Here is a 22,216-nt window from a genome sequence, read left to right as displayed (position 1 = left end):
ACCTTAGCTAAAACCCTGAGATAGTATGCTTTTCTCGATGGTCCGGGAGTAAAATTATACTTTGCAGGGATAAATATCCCTCTTGAGTAATAGCGTATTAGTTGGGGTAATCGTTAATATAATGCGTGAGGAAATCGCGTTATCGCTACCTGCGAAATCGGATGATTCGCACGAAAGGACAATCATTAGCGGCGATGGCGTCCGGGTTGAGCAAATGATCGCCGGCAATATTCATTAAAAATCCTTAATCTATCAGGATGCCGGCAGGCTCACATTCAGCGCAACGGTGATGCTGAAAAGACCGATAACAGTAGAAAATATGCTACAATCCCGCCGCGATAAAACATACTGATTGGGGTTAGGCAGCCAATGGCTCAACTTTATTTTTACTATTCTGCAATGAATGCAGGTAAGTCGACGGCCTTGTTGCAGTCGTCATACAATTACCAGGAACGTGGCATGCGCGCCCTGGTTTATACCGCCGAAATTGATAACCGTTTTGGTTCTGGAAAAGTCAGCTCACGAATCGGTCTCTCGTCGCCAGCCCGGCTGTTTAACCCTCAGACATCGCTCTTCACCGATATTGCCAGCGAACACGCGAAGCAGCCTGTTCACTGCGTTCTGGTGGATGAAAGCCAGTTCCTTACCCGTGAGCAGGTACATGAATTATCTGAAGTTGTCGATCAACTGGATATTCCGGTGTTGTGCTACGGATTGCGGACTGATTTTCGCGGCGAACTGTTTATCGGCAGCCAGTATTTATTAGCCTGGTCCGATAAGCTGGTTGAATTAAAAACGATCTGTTTCTGCGGCCGTAAGGCCAGTATGGTGCTGCGTCTCGATCAAGAAGGACGGCCTTACAATGAAGGTGAACAGGTGGTGATTGGCGGGAATGAACGTTATGTTTCCGTTTGCCGTAAGCATTATAAAGAAGCGTTGAGCGAGGGTTCCCTCACGCTGGTACAGAGTAAATCTCGCGGCGGCTAAGGCTGCTGCGATAATAACCGCACAGGCGCGCAGCGACGGCGCCTGTGTTCCGTTCCTGCCTGCCATCGTCGATTATCTCTCCGTCTCATAGACGCACTTCTTATTGTACAGAGCACCCATGATAATGGCTTCACCCGAGCCTGTCCCGGCGAGGGAGTCGATCCTGTTGCAGAACATCACTCAGGAAAGTGAGTCTGTGTTATTCAGCGTCGAGGCGGGGCATATTCGGCAAGGCGAAGCATAAAAAAAGCCCCATCCGAAGATGAGGCTTGTAGCGGTGTTAACCGGGTCGATTAAGCGGATTTTTTCGCTTTTTTATCGGCTTTCGGCGCTGCTGCGGTTTCTTTCTTCGCAGCCGCTTCACCTTCGCTGAACTCGTTACCGTAGTAGGTATCCAGCAGAATCTGTTTCAGCTCGGAGATCAGTGGGTAACGCGGGTTAGCGCCGGTGCACTGGTCATCGAAGGCATCTTCAGACAGCTTGTCAACGTGGGCCAGGAAGTCAGCTTCCTGCACGCCAGCTTCACGGATAGATTTAGGAATACCCAGTTCAGCTTTAATGCTTTCCAGCCATGCCAGCAGTTTTTCAATTTTCGCTGCGGTACGGTCGCCAGGTGCGCTCAGGCCCAGGTGGTCAGCAATTTCAGCGTAACGACGACGTGCCTGCGGACGGTCGTACTGGCTGAATGCAGTCTGCTTGGTCGGGTTATCGTTCGCGTTGTAACGGATAACGTTGCTGATCAGCAGGGCGTTAGCCAGACCGTGCGGAATGTGGAACTGAGAACCCAGTTTGTGTGCCATGGAGTGACATACACCCAGGAAGGCGTTAGCAAACGCGATACCGGCGATAGTCGCTGCACTGTGTACTTTCTCACGTGCTACCGGGTTCTTAGAACCTTCGTGGTAAGACGCTGGCAGGTACTCTTTCAGCAGTTTCAGAGCCTGCAGAGCCTGACCGTCGGAGAACTCAGAAGCCAGTACGGAAACGTAAGCTTCCAGGGCGTGAGTCACCGCATCGAGACCACCGAATGCACACAGTGATTTCGGCATATCCATGACGAGGTTAGCATCAACAATCGCCACATCCGGAGTCAGCGCGTAGTCTGCCAGCGGATATTTCTGACCGGTTGCATCGTCGGTAACGACCGCAAACGGAGTGACTTCAGAACCGGTACCGGAAGTGGTGGTGACCGCGATCATTTTTGCTTTAACGCCCATTTTCGGGAACTTGTAGATACGTTTACGGATGTCCATAAAGCGCAGCGCCAGGTCTTCGAAGTGGGTTTCCGGGTGCTCGTACATCACCCACATAATTTTGGCCGCATCCATCGGGGAACCACCGCCCAGGGCGATGATAACGTCAGGTTTGAAGGAGTTCGCCAGGTCGGCACCTTTACGGACAACGGTCAGTGTCGGGTCAGCTTCAACTTCAAAGAAGACTTCGGTTTCAACGCCAGATGCTTTCAGCACAGAGGTGATCTGGTCAGCATAGCCGTTGTTGAACAGGAAGCGGTCAGTCACGATCAGCGCGCGTTTGTGACCATCAGTAATCACTTCATCCAGTGCGATTGGCAGTGAGCCACGACGGAAGTAGATAGATTTCGGAAGTTTGTGCCACAACATGTTTTCAGCTCGCTTAGCAACGGTTTTCTTGTTGATCAGGTGTTTCGGACCAACGTTTTCAGAGATGGAGTTACCACCCCAGGAACCACAACCCAGAGTCAGGGAAGGTGCAAGCTTGAAGTTATACAGGTCACCGATACCACCCTGAGATGCCGGGGTGTTAATCAGGATACGTGCGGTTTTCATCATCTGACCGAAGTAGGTCACGCGAGCCGGCTGGTTATCCTGGTCGGTGTACAGGCAAGAGGTATGACCGATACCGCCCATCGCAACCAGTTTTTCAGCTTTATCAACAGCGTCTTCGAAGTTCTTCGCGCGGTACATTGCCAGCGTCGGAGACAGTTTTTCGTGAGCAAACGGTTCGCTTTCATCAACGTCGGTTACTTCACCAATCAGGATCTTGGTGGTAGCCGGAACGGTGAAGCCTGCCAGTTCAGCAATTTTGGCTGCCGGCTGACCAACGATAGCGGCGTTCAGTGCGCCATTTTTCAGGATGATGTCCTGAACTGCTTTCAGCTCTTTGCCCTGCAGCATGTAGCCGCCATGGCTGGCGAAACGCTCGCGAACGGCGTCATATACGGAGTCAACGACTACAACGGACTGTTCAGAAGCACAGATAACGCCGTTATCGAAGGTTTTAGACATCAGTACAGAAGCTACGGCACGTTTGATATCAGCGGTTTCGTCGATAACAACCGGCGTGTTACCTGCACCAACACCGATAGCAGGTTTACCGGAGCTGTATGCTGCTTTAACCATGCCTGGACCACCGGTCGCGAGGATCAGGTTAATGTCCGGGTGATGCATCAGCGCGTTAGACAGTTCAACGGAAGGCTGGTCGATCCAACCGATCAGATCTTTCGGTGCGCCAGCGGCGATAGCAGCCTGCAGCACGATATCAGCGGCTTTGTTGGTTGCATCTTTAGCACGCGGATGTGGGGAGAAGATGATCGCGTTACGCGTCTTCAGGCTAATCAGTGATTTAAAGATTGCTGTGGAAGTCGGGTTAGTCGTCGGAACGATACCGCAGATAATACCGATTGGTTCGGCGATGGTGATAGTACCGAAAGTGTCGTCTTCAGAGAGAACACCGCAGGTCTTTTCATCTTTATATGCGTTATAGATGTATTCGGAAGCGAAGTGGTTTTTGATGACCTTGTCTTCGATAATGCCCATGCCGGATTCGGCAACGGCCATTTTAGCGAGAGGGATTCGAGCATCTGCGGCAGCCAAAGCGGCAGCACGGAAGATCTTATCAACTTGTTCTTGAGTGAAACTGGCATATTCACGCTGGGCTTTTTTTACGCGCTCTACGAGTGCGTTAAGTTCAGCGACATTAGTAACAGCCATAATGCTCTCCTGATAATGTTAAACTTTTTTAGTAAATCAGTAGCTCGATTCGACAGTATAGTCAGCCTGTTAACAGCTTGCATCTAAATGTTAAGGGGGCGATTTAGACGCTGCTGGCTTCATTGATTTACTAAATAAGCTTGTCGGTGTTGCCTCTCAGGTACCGCTGTTTTGCACTCTTTGGTGTGAACAAGGTTACTCACTTCTGAGTACGATTTACGTGATTTAGATCAAGTTTACGTGAAGCTGACACCTTTCAGCTGGCTGTTTATTGACCGGTCAAATCAAGTGTAATAATAATTATGCAAAATAAGTGAGTAAGTAGCATGGCGGAAACAAATATATAACATCCGGTTTTGTCACAGTTATACGCACATTTGAGATGAATTATGCTGCCAAAAAGCGTATCTTCTGCGCGAATATTTTATGTGACTAACTGTCAACAGCCATTATTAATGATGCTGCGGAGCGCACTGTGATCCAACCGTTGTTTGATTTTTCAGCTTACTTCAAGTTTTTCATCGGGTTATTTGCGCTGGTAAACCCGGTCGGCATCATTCCCGTCTTCATTAGTATGACCAGCTACCAGACGGCGGCGATCCGCAATAAAACCAACCTGACGGCAAACCTTTCCGTCGCCATCATTTTGTGGACTTCACTGTTCCTCGGCGACGCCATATTGCAGGTCTTCGGCATTTCTATTGATTCATTCCGTATTGCCGGCGGGATCCTGGTGGTGACCATCGCGATGTCGATGATCAGCGGCAAACTGGGCGAGGATAAACAAAACAAGCAGGAAAAATCAGAAACCGCGATTCGTGAAAGCATTGGCGTTGTGCCGCTGGCATTGCCGTTAATGGCCGGGCCAGGGGCGATCAGTTCGACCATCGTCTGGGGGACTCGCTATCACACCGTGGCGCACCTGTTTGGTTTCTCGGTCGCGATTGCGCTGTTTGCGCTGTGCTGTTGGGGTATTTTCCGCATGGCGCCATGGCTGGTTCGCCTGCTCGGGCAGACGGGAATCAACGTCATCACCCGTATTATGGGTCTGTTGCTGATGGCGCTGGGTATTGAGTTTATCGTCACCGGTATTAAAGCCCTGTTTCCGGGTCTGGTGGGGTAAGCCGACTGACATCCGGCGGAGCCCAGCGCTCCGCCTTTTTTAATTATTAGCAAAACATATCAATATAGCTGATATGGGCGCGTAAAATACTTTTCCGCAATATTTGTTTTTATCTTTTATTATCATGTGGTTATCGAATTTATTCTCTGTTTTCCTCGCTTTATCCTCTTCGTAACAACTGTTATTTTCTTCACATCATTCTCTGGTGCTTGCCGTTGGATAATTGAAATGATATTAGTAATTTCACTATCAGAGCAGATGAATGTGCTAAAAAATAATCGATTGTTAAATTTTCGTACAAAAAAGCATCATCGCCACGTTGCCGGGGCTCTGAGCGAAGGCTGAAAATTTATCTGTATGAAATATAAGTGCTTTACTCTGCCAGGGTTTTGAAAGCAGGACAGGGCGGCAGGGTAAGAAAAAAGATAAAAGAGAATTCGGTAACATATTTGCAAATTGCATTGGCGGTGGTGATGGCCTTTTGATATTTTCCGGCCTGATCCTTCGCTCAAAAATATACGTAAATGAGAATCATTATTAATTAACTCATTGCGGCCACCCTGAATAAGCGGGTGAAAGAATCGACGCTAAGGCTGCCGTTTGAGCGGCCGTAATAAATAAGTCGGTGATAGCAAGCAGTAAAGTCTGACAGCAGCAAAAACTCCTGCACTGTACAGAATCCCGCAAGGGGAAAAAAACAGGCTGGTTAAATAGCCAGTAATTATAATGAATGGAGTAACAACACAATGACCATCATCACCAAAAAAAGTCTGGTAGCTGCAGGGGTTCTCTCTGCGCTAATTACCGCCAATGTTGCCATGGCGGCAGATGTACCTGCTGGAGTGCAGCTGGCGGACAAGCAAACGCTGGTTCGTAATAACGGCGCAGAAGTGCAATCGCTGGATCCGCATAAAATTGAAGGCGTGCCGGAATCCAACATTAACCGCGATTTGTTTGAAGGATTAGTGATCGGCGATGTAGAAGGCCATCCAATTCCTGGCGTGGCGGAGTCCTGGGATAATAAAGATTTTAAAGTCTGGACGTTCCATATTCGCAAAGATGCAAAATGGTCCGACGGTTCGCCGGTCACCGCACAAGATTTCGTTTACAGCTGGCAGCGCCTGGCTGATCCAAAAACCGCTTCCCCTTACGCCAGCTACCTGCAATATGGCCACGTGCTGAATGTCGATGAGATTATCGCCGGCAAAAAACCGACCAGCGACCTGGGCGTGAAAGCCATCGATGATAAAACCTTCGAAGTCACGCTGAGCGAACCGGTTCCTTATTTCTATAAACTGCTGGTTCACCCATCAGTTTCTCCGGTCCCTAAAGCCGCTATTGAAAAATACGGTGAGAAGTGGACCCAGCCTGCCAATATCGTCACCAACGGCGCTTATAAACTGAAAGACTGGGTGGTGAACGAGCGTATTGTGCTTGAGCGTAATACCAACTACTGGGATAACGCAAAAACGGTCGTTAATCAGGTTACCTACCTGCCGATTTCTTCGGAAGTGACTGACGTTAACCGTTATCGCAGCGGCGAAATCGACATGACCTATAACAACATGCCGATTGAACTGTTCCAGAAACTGAAGAAAGAGATCCCGAAAGAAGTTCACGTCGATCCGTATCTGTGCACCTATTACTACGAAATTAATAACCAGAAAGCACCGTTTACCGACGTGCGTGTTCGTACCGCCCTTAAAATGGCGCTGGATCGCGACATCATTGTCAATAAAGTGAAAAACCAGGGCGACCTGCCGGCTTATAGCTATACGCCGCCATATACCGATGGAATGAAAGTTGTTAAACCAGAGTGGTTCAACTGGACTCAGGACAAGCGTAACGAAGAAGCGAAAAAACTGCTGGCTGAAGCGGGATATACCGCTGATAAACCGCTGACCTTTAATCTGCTGTATAACACCTCTGATTTGCATAAAAAACTGGCGATTGCCGTTGCCTCCATCTGGAAGAAAAATCTGGGTGCCAACGTGAAGCTGGAAAATCAGGAATGGAAAACCTTCCTCGATAATCGTCATCAGGGGACCTTCGATGTGGCGCGTGCCGGCTGGTGTGCAGATTACAACGAACCGACTTCCTTCCTTAATACCATGTTGAGCGACAGCTCAAACAACACCTCTCATTATAAGAGCCCGGCCTTCGATAAGATCATCGCTGCAACCCTGCAGACCACTGATGATGCGAAACGTGCAGACCTGTACGCGCAATCGGAACAACAGCTGGATAAAGACTCTGTGATCGTACCGGTGTTCTATTATGTCAACGCCCGTCTGGTTAAACCGTGGGTTGGTGGCTACACCGGTAAAGACCCGTTAGATAATATCTACGTTAAAAATCTGTATATTATCAAACATTAATGGCAATACGTGGGGCAGGCTCAGCTTGCCCCACCGTGTCTGAATTCATCGCACTCGATAGGCACAGGCCAGAAGGTACGGGCAATGTTAAAATTTATATTTCGTCGCTGTCTGGAAGCGATTCCGACGCTATTCATTCTAATTACTATTTCTTTCTTCATGATGCGTCTTGCACCGGGGAGTCCATTCACTGGTGAACGCACGCTGCCGCCGGAAGTCATGGCGAATATCGAAGCCAAATACCATTTAAATGACCCCATCATGACCCAGTATTTTCATTATCTGAAACAACTGGCGCACGGTGATTTCGGTCCTTCTTTTAAATACAAAGACTATTCGGTAAACGATCTGGTGGCCTCGAGCTTCCCGGTCTCTGCCAAATTAGGTCTTGCCGCCTTTTTGTTAGCGGTCATTCTCGGCGTGACGGCGGGGGTGATTGCGGCACTGAAACAAAACACCAAGTGGGATTATGCGGTGATGGGGGTGGCCATGACCGGGGTTGTGATACCCAGTTTCGTGGTCGCGCCGCTGCTGGTGATGATATTCGCCATCACCTTGCACTGGCTGCCCGGCGGAGGCTGGAACGGTGGGGCGTTGAAATTTATGATCCTGCCGATGGTGGCCCTGTCGTTAGCCTATATCGCCAGTATCGCGCGTATTACCCGTGGCTCAATGATTGAAGTTCTGCACTCTAACTTCATCCGTACCGCCAGGGCGAAAGGGCTGCCGATGCGCCGGATTATCTTCCGCCATGCGCTGAAGCCTGCACTGTTGCCGGTCCTTTCTTATATGGGGCCCGCGTTTGTTGGGATCATCACCGGCTCAATGGTCATCGAAACGATCTACGGTCTTCCGGGAATTGGTCAGCTGTTCGTGAATGGCGCGTTGAACCGCGACTATTCGCTGGTGTTGAGTCTGACCATTCTGGTCGGCGCGCTGACTATTCTGTTTAACGCGATTGTTGACGTGCTGTATGCCGTCATCGATCCGAAGATTCGCTACTGAAGCCGGGGTTCGCCATGATGTTAAGTAAGAAAAATAGCGAAGCGCTGGAAAACTTCAGTGAAAAGCTCGAAGTTGAGGGGCGTAGCCTGTGGCAGGACGCCCGCCGCCGCTTTATGCATAACCGCGCCGCGGTTGCCAGCCTGATTGTGCTGGTGATTATCGCGCTGTTCGTGACCATTGCGCCGATGGTATCCCAGTTCTCCTACTTTGATACCGACTGGGGCATGATGTCCAGCGCACCGGAGATGGAGTCCGGCCACTACTTTGGCACCGACTCCTCCGGCCGTGACCTGCTGGTTCGCGTGGCGATCGGTGGGCGTATCTCGCTGATGGTTGGTGTGGCTGCCGCGCTGGTGGCGGTGGTGCTGGGGACGCTCTACGGTTCGCTCTCCGGCTACCTGGGCGGCAAAGTGGATTCGGTGATGATGCGTCTGCTGGAGATCCTCAACTCCTTCCCGTTCATGTTCTTCGTTATCCTGCTGGTCACCTTCTTTGGTCAGAACATCCTGCTGATTTTCGTGGCTATTGGGATGGTCTCCTGGCTGGATATGGCGCGTATCGTGCGCGGCCAGACGCTGAGCCTGAAGCGTAAAGAGTTTATCGAAGCAGCGCAGGTTGGCGGGGTATCCACCTTTAATATTGTGGTTCGCCATATCGTGCCGAACGTGCTGGGGGTGGTGGTGGTGTACGCCTCGCTGCTGGTGCCGAGCATGATCCTGTTTGAATCCTTCTTAAGCTTCCTTGGTCTGGGAACCCAGGAGCCGCTGAGCAGTTGGGGCGCATTACTCAGTGATGGTGCTAACTCCATGGAAGTGTCGCCATGGCTGCTGCTGTTCCCTGCCGGTTTCCTGGTGGTAACGCTGTTCTGTTTCAACTTTATCGGCGATGGCCTGCGTGATGCCCTCGACCCGAAAGACCGTTAAGGAGCGCCGTCATGAGCATAATTGAAACGGCAAAAGCGCCGCAGGCGCAGCAACAATCTGGCCTGCTGCTGGATGTAAAAGACCTCCGGGTGACGTTTAAGACACCGGATGGTGATGTTACGGCGGTCAATGACCTTAATTTTAACCTGCGTGCCGGGGAAACTCTGGGCATTGTCGGTGAATCGGGCTCCGGTAAATCGCAGACCGCATTTGCCTTGATGGGCCTGCTGGCCTCTAACGGTAATATCGGCGGCTCGGCGTTATTTAACGGCCGCCAGATCCTTAATTTGCCGGAACACGAGCTGAATAAGCTGCGTGCCGAACAAATTTCAATGATCTTCCAGGACCCGATGACCTCCCTGAACCCTTACATGCGGGTGGGGGAGCAGCTGATGGAAGTGTTGATGCTGCATAAAGGTATGGGCAAAGCCGAAGCGTTTGAAGAGTCGGTGAAGATGCTCGATGCGGTCAAAATGCCGGAAGCGCGCAAGCGCATGAAAATGTACCCGCACGAGTTTTCCGGCGGGATGCGTCAACGCGTGATGATTGCCATGGCGTTGCTGTGTCGGCCAAAACTGCTGATTGCCGATGAACCGACTACCGCGCTGGATGTGACGGTTCAGGCGCAGATCATGACCCTGCTGAATGAGCTCAAGCGCGAGTTCAATACCGCGATCATCATGATTACTCACGATCTCGGTGTGGTTGCTGGGATCTGTGACAAAGTGCTGGTGATGTACGCCGGACGCACCATGGAATATGGGATGGCGCGCGATGTGTTTTATCATCCTTCGCATCCGTACTCGATTGGCCTGCTGAACGCGGTGCCGCGCCTGGATGCCGAAGGCGAGTCGCTGCTGACCATACCGGGTAACCCGCCCAACCTGCTGCGTCTGCCAAAAGGCTGTCCGTTCCAGCCGCGCTGCCCGCATGCGATGGAAATTTGCCATAGCGCTCCACCGCTGGAGGAGTTTGCACCGGGCCGCCTGCGCGCCTGCTTTCAACCAGTAGGGGATCTGCTATGAATGCCATTACCGAACAAAGAAAAGTCCTGCTCGAAATCGCCGACCTGAAAGTCCATTTCGATATCAAGGACGGGAAACAGTGGTTCTGGCAGCCGGCCAAAACGTTGAAAGCGGTCGATGGCGTCACGTTGCGTCTGTACGAAGGTGAAACCCTGGGCGTCGTTGGCGAGTCCGGCTGCGGTAAATCGACTTTTGCGCGGGCGATTATTGGCCTGGTGAAAGCGACCGATGGCAAAGTGGCCTGGCTTGGCAAAGATTTGCTCGGTATGAAACAGGAAGAGTGGCGTGCGGTGCGCAGCGATATCCAGATGATTTTCCAGGATCCACTGGCCTCGCTGAACCCGCGTATGACGATCGGTGAGATTATTGCTGAGCCGCTGCGTACCTATCATCCGAAAATGACGCGTCAGGAAGTGCGCGACAAGGTTAAGGCGATGATGATGAAGGTGGGGCTGTTACCCAACCTGATCAACCGCTATCCGCACGAGTTCTCCGGCGGCCAGTGCCAGCGTATTGGTATTGCCCGCGCGCTGATCCTGGAACCGAAGCTGATTATCTGTGATGAGCCGGTATCGGCGCTGGACGTGTCGATTCAGGCGCAGGTAGTCAACCTGCTGCAGCAGCTACAACGGGAAATGGGCCTGTCGCTGATCTTTATCGCCCATGACCTGGCGGTGGTGAAGCACATTTCCGATCGCGTCCTGGTGATGTATCTCGGGCACGCGGTGGAGCTGGGCACCTATGATGAGGTGTACCATAATCCGCTGCACCCTTATACCAAGGCTCTGATGTCCGCGGTGCCGGTTCCGGACCCGGATCTGGAAAAGAATAAAACCATCCAGCTGCTGGAGGGCGAGCTACCCTCGCCGATTAACCCGCCATCGGGATGCGTGTTCCGTACCCGCTGTCCTATTGCCGGGCCGGAGTGTGCGAAAACGCGACCGGTGCTGGAGGGAAGCTTCCGTCATGCGGTTTCCTGTCTGAAGGTAGACCCGTTATAATCTCAGGGGCTGACGTAGGTCAGCCCCTTATTTTTTGAGAGGTTAACGTGGCCGTCCATGCTTATTCCGCCCGCCAGCGGCTGTATCATTTACTCTTCGATCAATCCCGACGCTCCGGGCGCCGCTTTGAAGCCCTGTGCGGCATGTTTGCGCTGCTCAGCGTGCTGGTGATATTTATCGAGTCTGGTCTTGGCACGCAATATCATCTGACCTTTGATGAATGGCATATTTTTGTCTGGCTCGAGATTTTTGTTACCGTCGTTTTTACCCTGGAATATATCCTGCGTATTGCCACCTGGCCGAAACCGCTGAGCTATATCTTTAGCTTTTGGGGCGTCATCGATCTCGCCACGATCCTGCCGCTCTATGTTATGTGGATGTGGCCGGAAATGAGCCTTAATTATGTTTTTGCCTGGCGAGCGATGCGGGCGATCCGCTGTTTGCGTATTCTCAAACTGCTGCGGTTTATGCCGTCACTGAATATTTTCTGGGTGGCCGTTGTCAGCGCCCGCCATCAGTTAATCCTGTTCTATTCATTTATTGCGATCGTGATGGTGATTTTCGGATCGCTGATGTACCTGATTGAAGGCCCGGAATATGGTTTCACCACCTTAAATGCGTCGGTGTACTGGGCAATCGTCACCATCACAACGGTCGGCTATGGGGATATTACCCCGCATACCCCAATGGGAAGGGTGCTGGCGTCGATCCTAATCTTAATCGGCTACTCGATTATTGCGATCCCGACAGGGCTGATTACCACCCATATGACCAGCTCGTTGCAGGAGCGTCGCGCTCGTCGGACGTGCCCCAGCTGTCAGCACACGGCGCATGATAAAAATGCACGTTATTGCAATGCCTGCGGGAGTGAACTGCCGGAGTGACGGGAGAGTGAAAATAAAATGGCAGCCGGTCTGATGAGCGGCTGCCATTTTTTTAGCTGGTGCGGCGAGCGGGGCGCTTATTCACGCCACAGGATATGGCACAGCTTATGATCTTTTTCACGGCACAGCAGAATGCGCGCGAAGATATCATTAATTTCGCCACCATCGGTATCGGCAAGGCCAATCACCACTTCGGCGAAGAAGTCCGGGTTCAGGTCGTAATCGACATGCTCTTCCCAGTCCGCCGCAGGGTCAAACAGCTCGGCGCCGCCGCGCTCTTCAAACTGCAGGTTGAACAGAATGACATCCGCCGGATCGAGGTTGTCGACAGCCAGCTCCAGGAAGATGTCATACGCTTGTTCAAGCGTTTCGTCTTCGGTCAGGCGATTGTTTAAATCCATATCCATGATTGCTACCCGTTAAACATCTGATTGGCACGTTTTACAGCAACGGACTGAAGAAGTAAAACAGTCGCTCAGCGATCCGTTGCCACAGCGGACGTTTTAACCACAGCTTCGCATCCAGCAGGCGCGAGCGGGAAATATAATCATCCTGAACGGCCGCCAGATCGCCGCCGAATCCGACGTCATCAATCACCAGGGTGATTTCGAAATTAAGCCACAGGCTACGCATATCGAGGTTCACCGTGCCGACCAGGCTAAGCTCGCCGTCAACCAGGACACTCTTAGTATGCAGCAGGCCACCTTCGAACTGATAAATTTTTACCCCGGCGGCCAGCAGCTCGGTAAAGAAGGCCCGGCTGGCCCAGCCGACCAGCAGCGAATCATTCTTCCGCGGCAGGATAATGCTGACGTCGACCCCGCGCTGCGCTGCCGTACAGATCGCATGCAGCAGATCGTCGCTGGGCACGAAGTACGGCGTGGTCATGATCAGGTGTTCTTTGGCGGAATAGGCGGCGGTCAGCAATGCCTGATGAATCAGGTCTTCCGGGAAGCCCGGGCCCGAGGCGATAGTGTGGATGGTATGGCCGCTGGCCTCTTCAAAAGGCATGATGTTGAGGTCCGGCGGCGGCGGAAGAATGCGCTTACCGGTCTCAATTTCCCAGTCGCAGGAGTAGACGATGCCCATTGAGGTGGCGACCGGGCCTTCCATACGTGCCATCAAATCAATCCACTGGCCTACACCGGAATCCTGTTTAAAGAAACGCGGATCGACCATGTTCATACTGCCGGTATAGGCAATATAGTTATCAATCATGACCATTTTGCGGTGCTGGCGCAGGTCCATGCGGCGCAGAAACACACGCATCAGATTGACCTTCAGCGCTTCGACAACTTCAATCCCGGCGTTGCGCATCATCGCCGCCCACGGGCTGCGGAAGAAGGCGACGCTCCCGGCCGAATCCAGCATCAGGCGGCAATGAACGCCGCGTCGTGCCGCGGCCATCAGCGATTCGGCAACGTTATCGGCCATGCCACCAGGCTGCCAGATGTAAAACACCATCTCAATGTTGTGCCGGGCCAGCTGAATATCGCGCATCAGCGCCTGCATGACATCATCCGACTCCGTCAGCAGCTGGAGCTGGTTACCTTTAACACCGGCAATCCCTTGACGGCGCTCGCAGAGCTGGAACAAGGATTCCGCAACCGGGCTGTTATCATCGGCAAAGATATGTTTGCAGGCTTTAAGGTCGTTAAGCCATTTGGCGGTAGAGGGCCACATTGCCCGGGCTCGCTCTGCCCGACGTTTGCCCAGATGCAGTTCGCCGAAGGAGAGATAGGCGATAATCCCGACCAGCGGCAGAATATAGATAATGAGTAACCACGCCATTGCGGAGGGAACGGCGCGCCGTTTCATCAATATGCGTAACGTTACACCGGCGATGAGTAGCCAGTAACCAAGAATGACCAGCCAGTTCACTACCGTGTAAAAGGTTGTCATAGATGAAAAATCCTTTTGAATTACTCTATGTCATGAGTTTACGCATCAACATGCATCTGGCAAATAAAAACACAGCGAAAGCGTTGGTCTGCCAGATTCATAGGTTTATAATGTGGACTGTTTTTCACTTGTAGAGTAGTAGCAATGAAGCGTAGTAGAACGGAAGTAGGGCGCTGGCGTATGCTAAGACAGGTGAGTCGCCGTAAGTCCCGCTGGCTGGAGGCCCAATCGCGCCGCAACATGCGCATCCTTTCTATCAGAAAGGAGTTGGTGAAACGACAACGTGGCTCCCTGCTGTTTGTCTTCACTGATTACTGATAGCTGAATACCGATAAGAAAGGCACCGTTTACGGTGCCTCTGTTCTTTAAGCGCCCAACCGGTCTCAGAAAACCTGCTTATAAGGTTTTACTGACACGTTCTGATATACCCCAGCGGCGTTATAAGGGTCATCATTTGCCCATGCTTTTGCCACTTCCAGCGATTCAAACTCTGCAATGACCGTTGAACCGGTAAAGCCAGCCGCGCCAGGTTCATTACTGTCAACTGCCGGCATTGGCCCGGCGGTCAGCAGACGACCTTCATCACGTAATAATTGTAAACGTGCCAGATGGGCAGGGCGAACCGACATGCGTTTTTCCAGAGAATCGGCGATGTCTTCAGCGTAGATAACGTAAAGCACGGCAAGGCTCCTTATCAATAAATTGGCGAATCACGTTAAGTGAATCCACCGTTGACTGCAATGCAAAGATGCGAGTCAGCACGAAAATGTCTGGCCTCAAGGTTTTTTTTCCACAAAATGAGGCAAATATTGATGCCAGATAACACGGCTTATTGAATATGATTGCTATTTGCATTTAAAATCAGACCATCATTTTTCAACAGAAACGACTATGAGCGCAATGACCCTTGATTTACCTCGCCGCTTCCCGTGGCCGACGCTGCTGTCCGTGGTTATCCACGGTGCCGTTGTAGCCGGGCTGCTTTACACCTCGGTACATCAGGTTATTGAAAGGCCATCGCCCTCTCAGCCCATCGAGATAACCATGGTCGCGCCAGCGGATCTCGAACCGCCTCAGGCAGTGCAGCCGGTGGCTGAACCTGTCGTTGAGCCAGAGCCTGAACCGGAAGTGGTGCCGGAGCCGGAGCCGCCGAAAGAAGCGCCGGTGGTTATCCATAAGCCCGAGCCGAAGCCAAAACCAAAGCCGAAGCCGAAGCCAAAACCAGAGAAAAAAGTTGAGCAGCCGAAGCGCGAAGTGAAGCCGGCGGAACCGAAAGCGGTCTCACCGTTTGAATCGACGAATACCGCACCGGCGCGTACCCAGCCGAGCACCGCCACGGCGAACGCGAAGCCAACGCTGACGACGCCGAGTGGTCCGAGAGCATTGAGCCGCAACCAACCCGCATACCCGGCACGTGCCCAGGCGTTGCGTATTGAAGGTTCAGTTCGCGTTAAATTCGATGTGACGCCAGACGGGCGGATTGATAACGTGGTCATTCTCTCCGCACAGCCGGCGAATATGTTTGAACGTGAAGTCAAAAACGCGTTGCGTAAATGGCGCTACGAGGCGGGCAAACCGGGCTCCGGCGTGACGATGACCATCAAATTCCGCCTGAAAGGTGTGGAAATCAGCTAACCGCGCAGTCATCAGTAACCGTAATAAGGCCCCTATGGGGCCTTTTCCAGTAGCACGTCATCCAGCGCTTTTTGCACCACCACCAGGTGCTGACCGCCGAACAAAATCGCCCGGTTCAACAGCGTGTAAAGCTGATACACCGGCTGGCGGTCGAGGAACCCGGAAGGTAGCGGCGAAACCGACTGATAGCCGTCGTAGATTTGCGGCGGCTGTTCCGGGTGCAGCGGCAGCATGGCAAGGTCGCACTCTCTGTCACCCCAGTAACAGGCGGGGTCGAAGATGTAGGGGCCGTTTGGCCCAAGCGCGCAGTTACCGGACCACAGATCGCCGTGCAGCAGCGACGGCTGAGGCTGGTGATTGCTGAGGCGCTGTTGCACATGATCGACAATCGTATCGATGTCGCCGAAGTTGAGCCCTTTTTCGGCAGCCAGCTCCAGTTGCCAGCCGATGCGCTGTTCGGCAAAAAACGTCGACCAGCGGCGTTGCCAGGCGTTGGGCTGCGGCGTGGTGGAAAGGTCGTTATCAAAATCCAGCCCGAACTGCGGCTGATCGCTCCATTGATGCAGGTGCGCAATTTGCTGCCCGAGTAAAAAGGCGTTGTGCGCATCCAGCGGGCGAGGGGGCAGATACTCCATCACCACAAAGCTGTAATCGCGATCGCTGCCGACGGCATAAACCTGCGGGACGCTAACGGTGTGACTGCGCGACAACAGCTCCAGCTGGTCGGCTTCAGCGGTAAAGATAGGCAGCAACTCACGTTCATCACATTTGACAAAGTAATCTCGCCCACCGAAACGCAGGTGCCAGGCTGCATGAATCTCACCACCGGGTAGTTCATTGCGCAGTTCGATTTCAGCTGCTTCAGTGTGCCAGTCGCTTAACAAATTACTGATAGCTTGCCACATGCTGTCTCTCCCCTTGTTTTCCACCATTTCATAAGGTTAGCTCATAACCCCGGTGTAAAATTCGAACTGACGCACAACTGGTGCTTTCCGCTGCGCTAATCGCACTTATTGAGCTTTCAACCACGCATCAAATGTGGTGACCGTGACGTCAACGGGACGACCGAGGGCGGTTTCCGCCAGCCCGGCACACAACGCTTTGACTTCATCCGCCGTCTGCGCTGAGATCATGCCGAAGGTGTTGGTACCCAGCTCATGAACCTTGCCGTTCTCATCATTGAGCACGAGTGTGAATCCTGCACGGGTGAGGTGATTACTGAGTTCGTTAATTTCGGTTAGCGTCTCTTCCTGAAAGTTAACCGTTGCGACGTGAGTAACAATTTCTGTGCTCATTTTTCACCCTGTTGTAATCCATGAAATTTTTAGCATAGACCAAGATGATGATTTGGCGACTCCCTCTGCGTGAGCAGAGGGAAGGGGAATTAGCGACCGCAGAGGTAGCGGTAGATTTTTTGCGTGTTTTCCAGCGAGCACAACCGGGTGCCCTGATTGATGGTGGCGGCGCTACCGGCGGAGACGCCGAAGCGGACCATGTCTTCCAGACTGGCATTTTCAGCCAGGCGCAGGGTCATGGCGCCGACCATGCTGTCACCGGCGCCGACGGTGCTTTGACTTTTCATCGGCGGTGGAACGACATGAACACTACCGCTGGCATCAACGCCCAGCGCCCCCTGGGGACCGAGAGAAACCACCACCCGGCGTGCTTTACCCGAATGGATTAACTCTTCCGCCGCCTGGCGCACATCATCCGGCTGGCTGAGATCGCGTTGGACCAGAGCACTGAGCTCTTTTTGGTTGGGTTTGACCAGCTCGATATTGCCGACGGTCAATGCCGCCGCCAGCGCGTCGCCGGAGCTGTCAATAATGCAGCGTAGTCCGTGCTGCTGCGCGTTTTTGACCAGTTGGGTCAGGTCATCCACGCTAATGCCCGGCGGAAGGCTGCCGCTGACGACCAGCAACGAACCCGGTTCGATAGCCAGCACTTTTTCTTCCAGCCGCTGGAATTCCTCTGCCGTTAAGGCGGCACCTGGCATGACAAAACGGTACTGTTCGCCGCTGGTGCTGACGTGCACATGCAGGTTTTGCCGTGTCCAGTCCTGAGCGTCGATGGTGTCCACCGGGACATGTTCGCTTTCCAGCAGGGCGGTGAGGTGCTCCCCGGTGGCGCCGCCGGCCGGATAAATCGCCGTCGCCGTACCGCCAAGGAAGGTGATGGCGCGCGCGACATTAATACCGCCGCCGCCGGGTTCGAAAACCGGCGCGCTGCAACGAAGTTTACCTTCAGGATAGATTTGCGGGGTCAGCGTGGCGCTGTCGAGCGAAGGGGCCAGCGTAAGCGTATAGATTTTGGTCATCCAGATTCCTCCATGATACGAATTTAGCTGCTGTGCTTTTAAGCATGGCACTTCTTGTCTGGAAGGGGAAGCGGTGGCAGGTGGTGTTTTGTAAAGCGCTATTTATTTTTATCATTATGAAATAAAGATTGTTCTGAGAGCCCTCTTATTCAAAAAATGAAATAGTAATTGATTGCTATGTTAATCGTGCTTTTTTATAATTCTTTGCCTTTCATTGGACCTGCAAGATACAAAAAATCATTCAAGATGCGTCGAGGCGGCAAGGAAAGATTTACCTCCGGGAGCACAGCACATGCTGTGATAGAGGAAGTCTTAGCGGCGCCAGCAAAGAAGTAGCCTGAAGGATGACGCGTATAGCGATCCTTGCGAAAGTTTCCGGGACCCGACGGGTCTCTCTTTTTGTTGTACGGACTCTAAATTAAATGAAGCTTTTGATGACAGTACCCGCAGCGGCATTGCTGGCGGGGGGGCTCTTTGCGTCTATGCACGCACTGGCCGATGATTCCGTTTTTACTGTTATGGATGACCCTTCCACTGCCAAAAAACCTTTCGAAGGTGCTGTTAACGCCGGTTATCTGGCGCAGTCCGGAAATACGAAAAGTTCTTCAATGACTGCGGATTCAACACTCACCTGGTACGGCAGCACCACGGCATGGTCGCTGTGGGGTAATGCCAGCAACACCTCGTCGAACGACCAGCGCTCTTCCGAGAAATATGCGGTGGGTGGCCGTAGCCGTTACAACCTGACCGACAGCAACTATGTCTTTGGCCAGGCCAGCTGGTTGACCGACCGCTATAACGGTTATCAGCAGCGCGATGTATTAACCGCCGGTTACGGTCGCCAGATCCTCAACGGCCCGGTCCACAGTCTGCGTTTTGAATTCGGTCCTGGCGTACGCTATGACGAGTATACCGACGGCGATAACGACACCCAACCGCTGGGCTATGCGTCCGGTACCTGGGCCTGGCAGATGACGGATAACACCAAGTTCACTCAGGGTGTATCGGTCTTTGGCGCGCAGGACACGACGCTGAACTCGGAAAGTGCATTAAACGTCGCAATCAATGCGCATTTCGCACTGCGGGTTGCCTACAATCTGACCTGGAACTCCGAGCCGCCGGCATCGGCGCCAGAGCATACCGATCGTCGCACCACGCTGTCGCTAGGTTATAAAATGTAATATATTTCAGGCCGGTAAATCCGGCCTGATTGTTTTGAAATTAGCAATAAGTGACATTATTATTTTTGGTCTTCAGTTTTGTTTTTTATAAAAAGAAAATAGCCTCCATATTTCCTTCACAATTGCTTAATTCGACACGCCTTCTGACATGTTTTACGTTAATTTGACACAAATAGCTAAATATTGGCTCGGACAAAGTTGTGATCTGGATCTATACTGTGGTTTATCGACAGAGACGAGCGCTTTGCCGAAAAACCTTAAGTAAATAAGAGAACCACCATCATGAAAAATAGCAAAATCGCAATGGCGGCTGCCGTGCTGTGCACCCTGTCGTTTGGCGCATTCGCCGCCGATCAGGTCCCACCGTCAGGCGCTACCGAACATACACAAATTGGCATTGCCAAAGCGACGGATGTCGAAGCGGGTTCTAATATTGCTCCCGGTTCACAATCAACCGGTCACACTATGGATGATGCTTTTAATGTGCATACTCTTGTTGCCGGTGAGTGGTCCTGATATTTCGCCTGTACATCGCGTATATTAAATTCAGGAAATATAAAGCCGGGTAAAGATGTACCGGTTTATTTCCCGAGTTTTACTTCAAAGTTATTTATGTTTTCTCCTGAATTCCACGCCTGATTATTTTAATGACGGCAGCGTGGTTTCATGGTTTATCCCCTGACGAATTACCCCATAACTTTTTATCCACCCCCCTTGTTTTATCAATCATTGCAACCATTTATCCTGTTCAGACTTTTAACCCGCAGAAATGATGTGTAGACTAAAGGTCGGTGTTATCAGCAGGCGGCTACAGGTGGGAACGGTTCGGTAAACGGGCGTCCTCATATTTCGCAGAGTGAAGCGGGAGCTGTGCTACAACTTGTTGATAATTATGATTATATTGTTTTGTATGTGCTCTTTCGTGCGGGGCACCACTGCAAATAAGGACATGAAATGCCTGTAATTACGCTTCCTGATGGCAGCCAACGCCATTTTGACCACGCAGTCAGCCCGCTGGATGTTGCTCTGGATATCGGTCCAGGCCTCGCGAAAGCGACTATCGCCGGACGTGTTAATGGTGAGCTGGTTGATGCCTGCGACCCTATCGAAAACGATGCAACCCTCTCTATCATCACCGCTAAAGATGAAGATGGTCTGGAGATCATTCGTCACTCCTGCGCGCATCTGTTAGGTCACGCCATTAAGCAACTGTGGCCCAATACCAAAATGGCCATCGGCCCGGTTATCGACAACGGCTTCTATTATGATGTCGACCTCGACCATACGCTGACCCAGGAAGATATCGACGCGCTCGAAAAACGTATGCACGAGCTCGCCGAAAAGAACTACGACGTCATCAAGAAGAAAGTCAGCTGGCACGAAGCGCGTGAAACCTTCGTCAAGCGTGGCGAAACCTATAAGGTTTCAATTCTTGATGAAAACATCGCCCATGATGACAAGCCTGGCTTGTACCATCACGAAGAATATGTCGATATGTGCCGTGGACCGCACGTACCGAACATGCGTTTCTGCCATCACTTCAAACTGATGAAAACCGCAGGCGCGTACTGGCGTGGCGATAGCAACAACAAGATGCTGCAGCGTATTTACGGCACCGCATGGGCCGATAAAAAAGCGCTTAACGCGCATCTGCTGCGTCTGGAAGAAGCATCTAAGCGTGACCACCGCAAGATCGGTAAGCAGCTCGACCTGTATCATATGCAGGAAGAAGCTCCGGGAATGGTGTTCTGGCATAATGACGGCTGGACTATCTTCCGCGAACTGGAAACTTTCGTTCGTTCTAAACTGAAAGAGTACCAGTATCAGGAAGTGAAAGGCCCGTTCATGATGGACCGCGTGCTGTGGGAAAAAACCGGGCACTGGGACAACTACAAAGATGCGATGTTCACTACCTCTTCCGAGAACCGTGAATACTGCATCAAGCCGATGAACTGCCCGGGTCACGTCCAGATCTTTAACCAGGGTCTGAAATCGTACCGCGATCTGCCGTTGCGTATGGCAGAGTTCGGTAGCTGCCATCGAAACGAGCCGTCGGGTGCACTGCATGGCCTGATGCGCGTACGTGGCTTCACACAGGATGATGCACACATCTTCTGTACTGAAGATCAGGTACGTGATGAAGTAAACGCTTGTATTCGTATGGTCTACGATATGTACAGCACTTTTGGCTTCGAGAAAATCGTCGTCAAACTCTCAACTCGTCCGGAAAAACGTATCGGTAGTGACGAGACCTGGGATCGTGCTGAGGCGGATCTGGCAGTCGCGCTGGAAGAAAACAATATCCCGTTTGAATATCAACTGGGTGAAGGCGCGTTCTACGGTCCGAAAATTGAATTTACATTGTATGACTGCCTCGATCGTGCATGGCAGTGCGGTACTGTACAGCTGGACTTCTCCCTGCCGCAGCGTTTAAGCGCCTCTTATGTTGGCGAAAGCAACGAGCGTCAGGTCCCGGTAATGATTCACCGTGCCATTCTTGGTTCACTGGAGCGCTTCATCGGCATCCTGACCGAAGAGTTCGCCGGCTTCTTCCCAACCTGGCTTGCGCCGGTGCAGGTTGTAGTGATGAATATTACTGATTCTCAGTCTGAATACGTTAACGAATTGACCCGTAAACTACAAAATGCGGGTATTCGGGTAAAAGCGGACTTGAGAAATGAGAAGATTGGCTTTAAAATCCGCGAGCACACTTTACGTCGTGTCCCGTATATGCTGGTCTGTGGCGACAAAGAAGTCGAAGCCGGCAAAGTTGCGGTGCGTACCCGTCGTGGTAAAGACCTCGGCAGCATGGACGTAAACGAAGTGATCGAAAAGCTGCAACAAGAGATTCGCAGCCGCAGTCTTCAACAACTGGAGGAATAA

At 52.0% G+C, this 22,216-nt stretch carries 20 protein-coding genes; 13 read left to right on the top strand and 7 right to left on the bottom strand.

The window, feature by feature from the left end:
* The first annotated feature begins 369 nt into the window (after positions 1-369).
* The gene (gene tdk, locus EDF82_RS06495) at positions 370-987 is read left to right on the top strand and encodes a thymidine kinase (protein WP_123754744.1); all 618 of its coding nucleotides are present in this window, start codon (positions 370-372) and stop codon (positions 985-987) included.
* A gap of 293 nt (positions 988-1,280) precedes the next feature.
* Here tdk and adhE read toward each other — a convergent pair whose 3' ends face one another.
* Entirely contained in the window at positions 1,281-3,959 is a 2,679-nt protein-coding gene (adhE, locus tag EDF82_RS06490) for a bifunctional acetaldehyde-CoA/alcohol dehydrogenase (protein WP_123754743.1), read from the bottom strand.
* Positions 3,960-4,434: 475 nt separating this feature from the next.
* On the opposite strand from adhE, the gene EDF82_RS06485 reads away from it, so the two are divergent.
* The 7 genes from EDF82_RS06485 (at position 4,435) to EDF82_RS06450 (ending at position 12,298) form a co-directional block, all read left to right on the top strand.
* The gene (locus EDF82_RS06485) at positions 4,435-5,082 is read left to right on the top strand and encodes a YchE family NAAT transporter (protein WP_123754742.1); all 648 of its coding nucleotides are present in this window, start codon (positions 4,435-4,437) and stop codon (positions 5,080-5,082) included.
* A gap of 746 nt (positions 5,083-5,828) precedes the next feature.
* A complete protein-coding gene (gene oppA, locus EDF82_RS06475) occupies positions 5,829-7,460 on the top strand; it encodes an oligopeptide ABC transporter substrate-binding protein OppA (protein ID WP_123754740.1) in 1,632 nt (543 codons plus the stop codon).
* 84 nt (positions 7,461-7,544) lie between these two features.
* On the top strand, positions 7,545-8,465 hold the full coding sequence (gene oppB, locus EDF82_RS06470; protein WP_123754739.1) for an oligopeptide ABC transporter permease OppB: 921 nt from the start codon (positions 7,545-7,547) through the stop codon (positions 8,463-8,465).
* Between the two features lie 14 nt (positions 8,466-8,479).
* Positions 8,480-9,388 carry an oligopeptide ABC transporter permease OppC gene (gene oppC / locus EDF82_RS06465; RefSeq protein WP_123754738.1) on the top strand — a complete coding sequence of 303 codons (909 nt, stop codon included), beginning with the start codon at positions 8,480-8,482 and terminating at the stop codon, positions 9,386-9,388.
* A gap of 11 nt (positions 9,389-9,399) precedes the next feature.
* Positions 9,400-10,413 carry an ABC transporter ATP-binding protein gene (locus EDF82_RS06460; protein WP_123754737.1) on the top strand — a complete coding sequence of 338 codons (1,014 nt, stop codon included), beginning with the start codon at positions 9,400-9,402 and terminating at the stop codon, positions 10,411-10,413.
* Positions 10,410-11,414: a murein tripeptide/oligopeptide ABC transporter ATP-binding protein OppF gene (oppF, locus tag EDF82_RS06455; RefSeq protein ID WP_123754736.1), complete on the top strand. Its 1,005-nt coding sequence runs from the start codon at positions 10,410-10,412 to the stop codon at positions 11,412-11,414. Before EDF82_RS06460 ends, oppF begins: the two co-directional genes overlap by 4 nt.
* Positions 11,415-11,461: 47 nt before the next feature.
* On the top strand, positions 11,462-12,298 hold the full coding sequence (locus EDF82_RS06450) for an ion transporter (RefSeq protein ID WP_123754735.1): 837 nt from the start codon (positions 11,462-11,464) through the stop codon (positions 12,296-12,298).
* 77 nt (positions 12,299-12,375) lie between these two features.
* Here EDF82_RS06450 and EDF82_RS06445 read toward each other — a convergent pair whose 3' ends face one another.
* Positions 12,376-12,705, bottom strand: a complete 330-nt coding sequence (locus EDF82_RS06445; RefSeq protein ID WP_123754734.1) for an HI1450 family dsDNA-mimic protein — start codon at positions 12,703-12,705, stop codon at positions 12,376-12,378.
* 34 nt (positions 12,706-12,739) lie between these two features.
* Positions 12,740-14,200 carry a cardiolipin synthase gene (gene cls / locus EDF82_RS06440; protein ID WP_123754733.1) on the bottom strand — a complete coding sequence of 487 codons (1,461 nt, stop codon included), beginning with the start codon at positions 14,198-14,200 and terminating at the stop codon, positions 12,740-12,742.
* 144 nt (positions 14,201-14,344) lie between these two features.
* Between cls and EDF82_RS06435 the strand changes: the two genes are divergently transcribed.
* Positions 14,345-14,518 (top strand): YciY family protein, encoded by a 174-nt coding sequence (locus tag EDF82_RS06435; protein WP_123754732.1) that lies wholly within the window; start codon positions 14,345-14,347, stop codon positions 14,516-14,518.
* Between the two features lie 65 nt (positions 14,519-14,583).
* On the opposite strand, the gene EDF82_RS06430 is transcribed toward EDF82_RS06435, so the two are convergent.
* Complete coding sequence (locus tag EDF82_RS06430) at positions 14,584-14,880, bottom strand: YciI family protein (protein ID WP_123754731.1); 297 nt, start codon at positions 14,878-14,880, stop codon at positions 14,584-14,586.
* Between the two features lie 211 nt (positions 14,881-15,091).
* Between EDF82_RS06430 and tonB the strand changes: the two genes are divergently transcribed.
* A complete protein-coding gene (gene tonB, locus EDF82_RS06425) occupies positions 15,092-15,835 on the top strand; it encodes a TonB system transport protein TonB (RefSeq protein WP_123754730.1) in 744 nt (247 codons plus the stop codon).
* 32 nt (positions 15,836-15,867) lie between these two features.
* Here tonB and EDF82_RS06420 read toward each other — a convergent pair whose 3' ends face one another.
* The 3 genes from EDF82_RS06420 to pfkB form a co-directional block, all read right to left on the bottom strand.
* Complete coding sequence (locus tag EDF82_RS06420) at positions 15,868-16,740, bottom strand: fructosamine kinase family protein (RefSeq protein ID WP_123754729.1); 873 nt, start codon at positions 16,738-16,740, stop codon at positions 15,868-15,870.
* 105 nt (positions 16,741-16,845) lie between these two features.
* Entirely contained in the window at positions 16,846-17,130 is a 285-nt protein-coding gene (ghoS, locus tag EDF82_RS06415) for a type V toxin-antitoxin system endoribonuclease antitoxin GhoS (RefSeq protein WP_123754728.1), read from the bottom strand.
* Positions 17,131-17,219: 89 nt separating this feature from the next.
* Positions 17,220-18,152, bottom strand: coding sequence for a 6-phosphofructokinase II (pfkB, locus tag EDF82_RS06410; RefSeq protein ID WP_123754727.1), 933 nt, complete (start codon positions 18,150-18,152; stop codon positions 17,220-17,222).
* Between the two features lie 422 nt (positions 18,153-18,574).
* Between pfkB and EDF82_RS06405 the strand changes: the two genes are divergently transcribed.
* From EDF82_RS06405 to thrS, 3 genes are all read left to right on the top strand, one after another.
* Positions 18,575-19,333, top strand: a complete 759-nt coding sequence (locus tag EDF82_RS06405; RefSeq protein ID WP_123754726.1) for a YdiY family protein — start codon at positions 18,575-18,577, stop codon at positions 19,331-19,333.
* A gap of 282 nt (positions 19,334-19,615) precedes the next feature.
* Positions 19,616-19,849 carry a hypothetical protein gene (locus EDF82_RS06400; RefSeq protein WP_123754725.1) on the top strand — a complete coding sequence of 78 codons (234 nt, stop codon included), beginning with the start codon at positions 19,616-19,618 and terminating at the stop codon, positions 19,847-19,849.
* A 438-nt stretch (positions 19,850-20,287) separates the two neighbouring features.
* Entirely contained in the window at positions 20,288-22,216 is a 1,929-nt protein-coding gene (thrS, locus tag EDF82_RS06395) for a threonine--tRNA ligase (protein WP_123754724.1), read from the top strand.

This window comes from Klebsiella sp. BIGb0399, from assembly GCF_003752615.1.
In the GTDB taxonomy this organism is placed as follows: domain Bacteria; phylum Pseudomonadota; class Gammaproteobacteria; order Enterobacterales; family Enterobacteriaceae; genus Klebsiella; species Klebsiella lignicola.
This window is presented reverse-complemented; position numbering and strand designations above follow the sequence as displayed.

Bases quoted from the DNA above. Each gene is read 5' to 3' on its own strand.
- pfkB (WP_123754727.1), bottom strand. From the start codon at position 18,152: ATGACCAAAATCTATACGCTTACGCTGGCCCCTTCGCTCGACAGCGCC.
- oppB (WP_123754739.1), top strand. From the start codon at position 7,545: ATGTTAAAATTTATATTTCGTCGCTGTCTGGAAGCGATTCCGACGCTA.
- cls (WP_123754733.1), bottom strand. From the start codon at position 14,200: ATGACAACCTTTTACACGGTAGTGAACTGGCTGGTCATTCTTGGTTAC.
- tdk (WP_123754744.1), top strand. From the start codon at position 370: ATGGCTCAACTTTATTTTTACTATTCTGCAATGAATGCAGGTAAGTCG.
- EDF82_RS06460 (WP_123754737.1), top strand. From the start codon at position 9,400: ATGAGCATAATTGAAACGGCAAAAGCGCCGCAGGCGCAGCAACAATCT.
- ghoS (WP_123754728.1), bottom strand. From the start codon at position 17,130: ATGAGCACAGAAATTGTTACTCACGTCGCAACGGTTAACTTTCAGGAA.
- EDF82_RS06445 (WP_123754734.1), bottom strand. From the start codon at position 12,705: ATGGATATGGATTTAAACAATCGCCTGACCGAAGACGAAACGCTTGAA.
- EDF82_RS06405 (WP_123754726.1), top strand. From the start codon at position 18,575: ATGAAGCTTTTGATGACAGTACCCGCAGCGGCATTGCTGGCGGGGGGG.
- adhE (WP_123754743.1), bottom strand. From the start codon at position 3,959: ATGGCTGTTACTAATGTCGCTGAACTTAACGCACTCGTAGAGCGCGTA.
- thrS (WP_123754724.1), top strand. From the start codon at position 20,288: ATGCCTGTAATTACGCTTCCTGATGGCAGCCAACGCCATTTTGACCAC.
- EDF82_RS06435 (WP_123754732.1), top strand. From the start codon at position 14,345: ATGAAGCGTAGTAGAACGGAAGTAGGGCGCTGGCGTATGCTAAGACAG.
- EDF82_RS06400 (WP_123754725.1), top strand. From the start codon at position 19,616: ATGAAAAATAGCAAAATCGCAATGGCGGCTGCCGTGCTGTGCACCCTG.
- tonB (WP_123754730.1), top strand. From the start codon at position 15,092: ATGAGCGCAATGACCCTTGATTTACCTCGCCGCTTCCCGTGGCCGACG.
- oppC (WP_123754738.1), top strand. From the start codon at position 8,480: ATGATGTTAAGTAAGAAAAATAGCGAAGCGCTGGAAAACTTCAGTGAA.
- oppA (WP_123754740.1), top strand. From the start codon at position 5,829: ATGACCATCATCACCAAAAAAAGTCTGGTAGCTGCAGGGGTTCTCTCT.
- EDF82_RS06420 (WP_123754729.1), bottom strand. From the start codon at position 16,740: ATGTGGCAAGCTATCAGTAATTTGTTAAGCGACTGGCACACTGAAGCA.
- oppF (WP_123754736.1), top strand. From the start codon at position 10,410: ATGAATGCCATTACCGAACAAAGAAAAGTCCTGCTCGAAATCGCCGAC.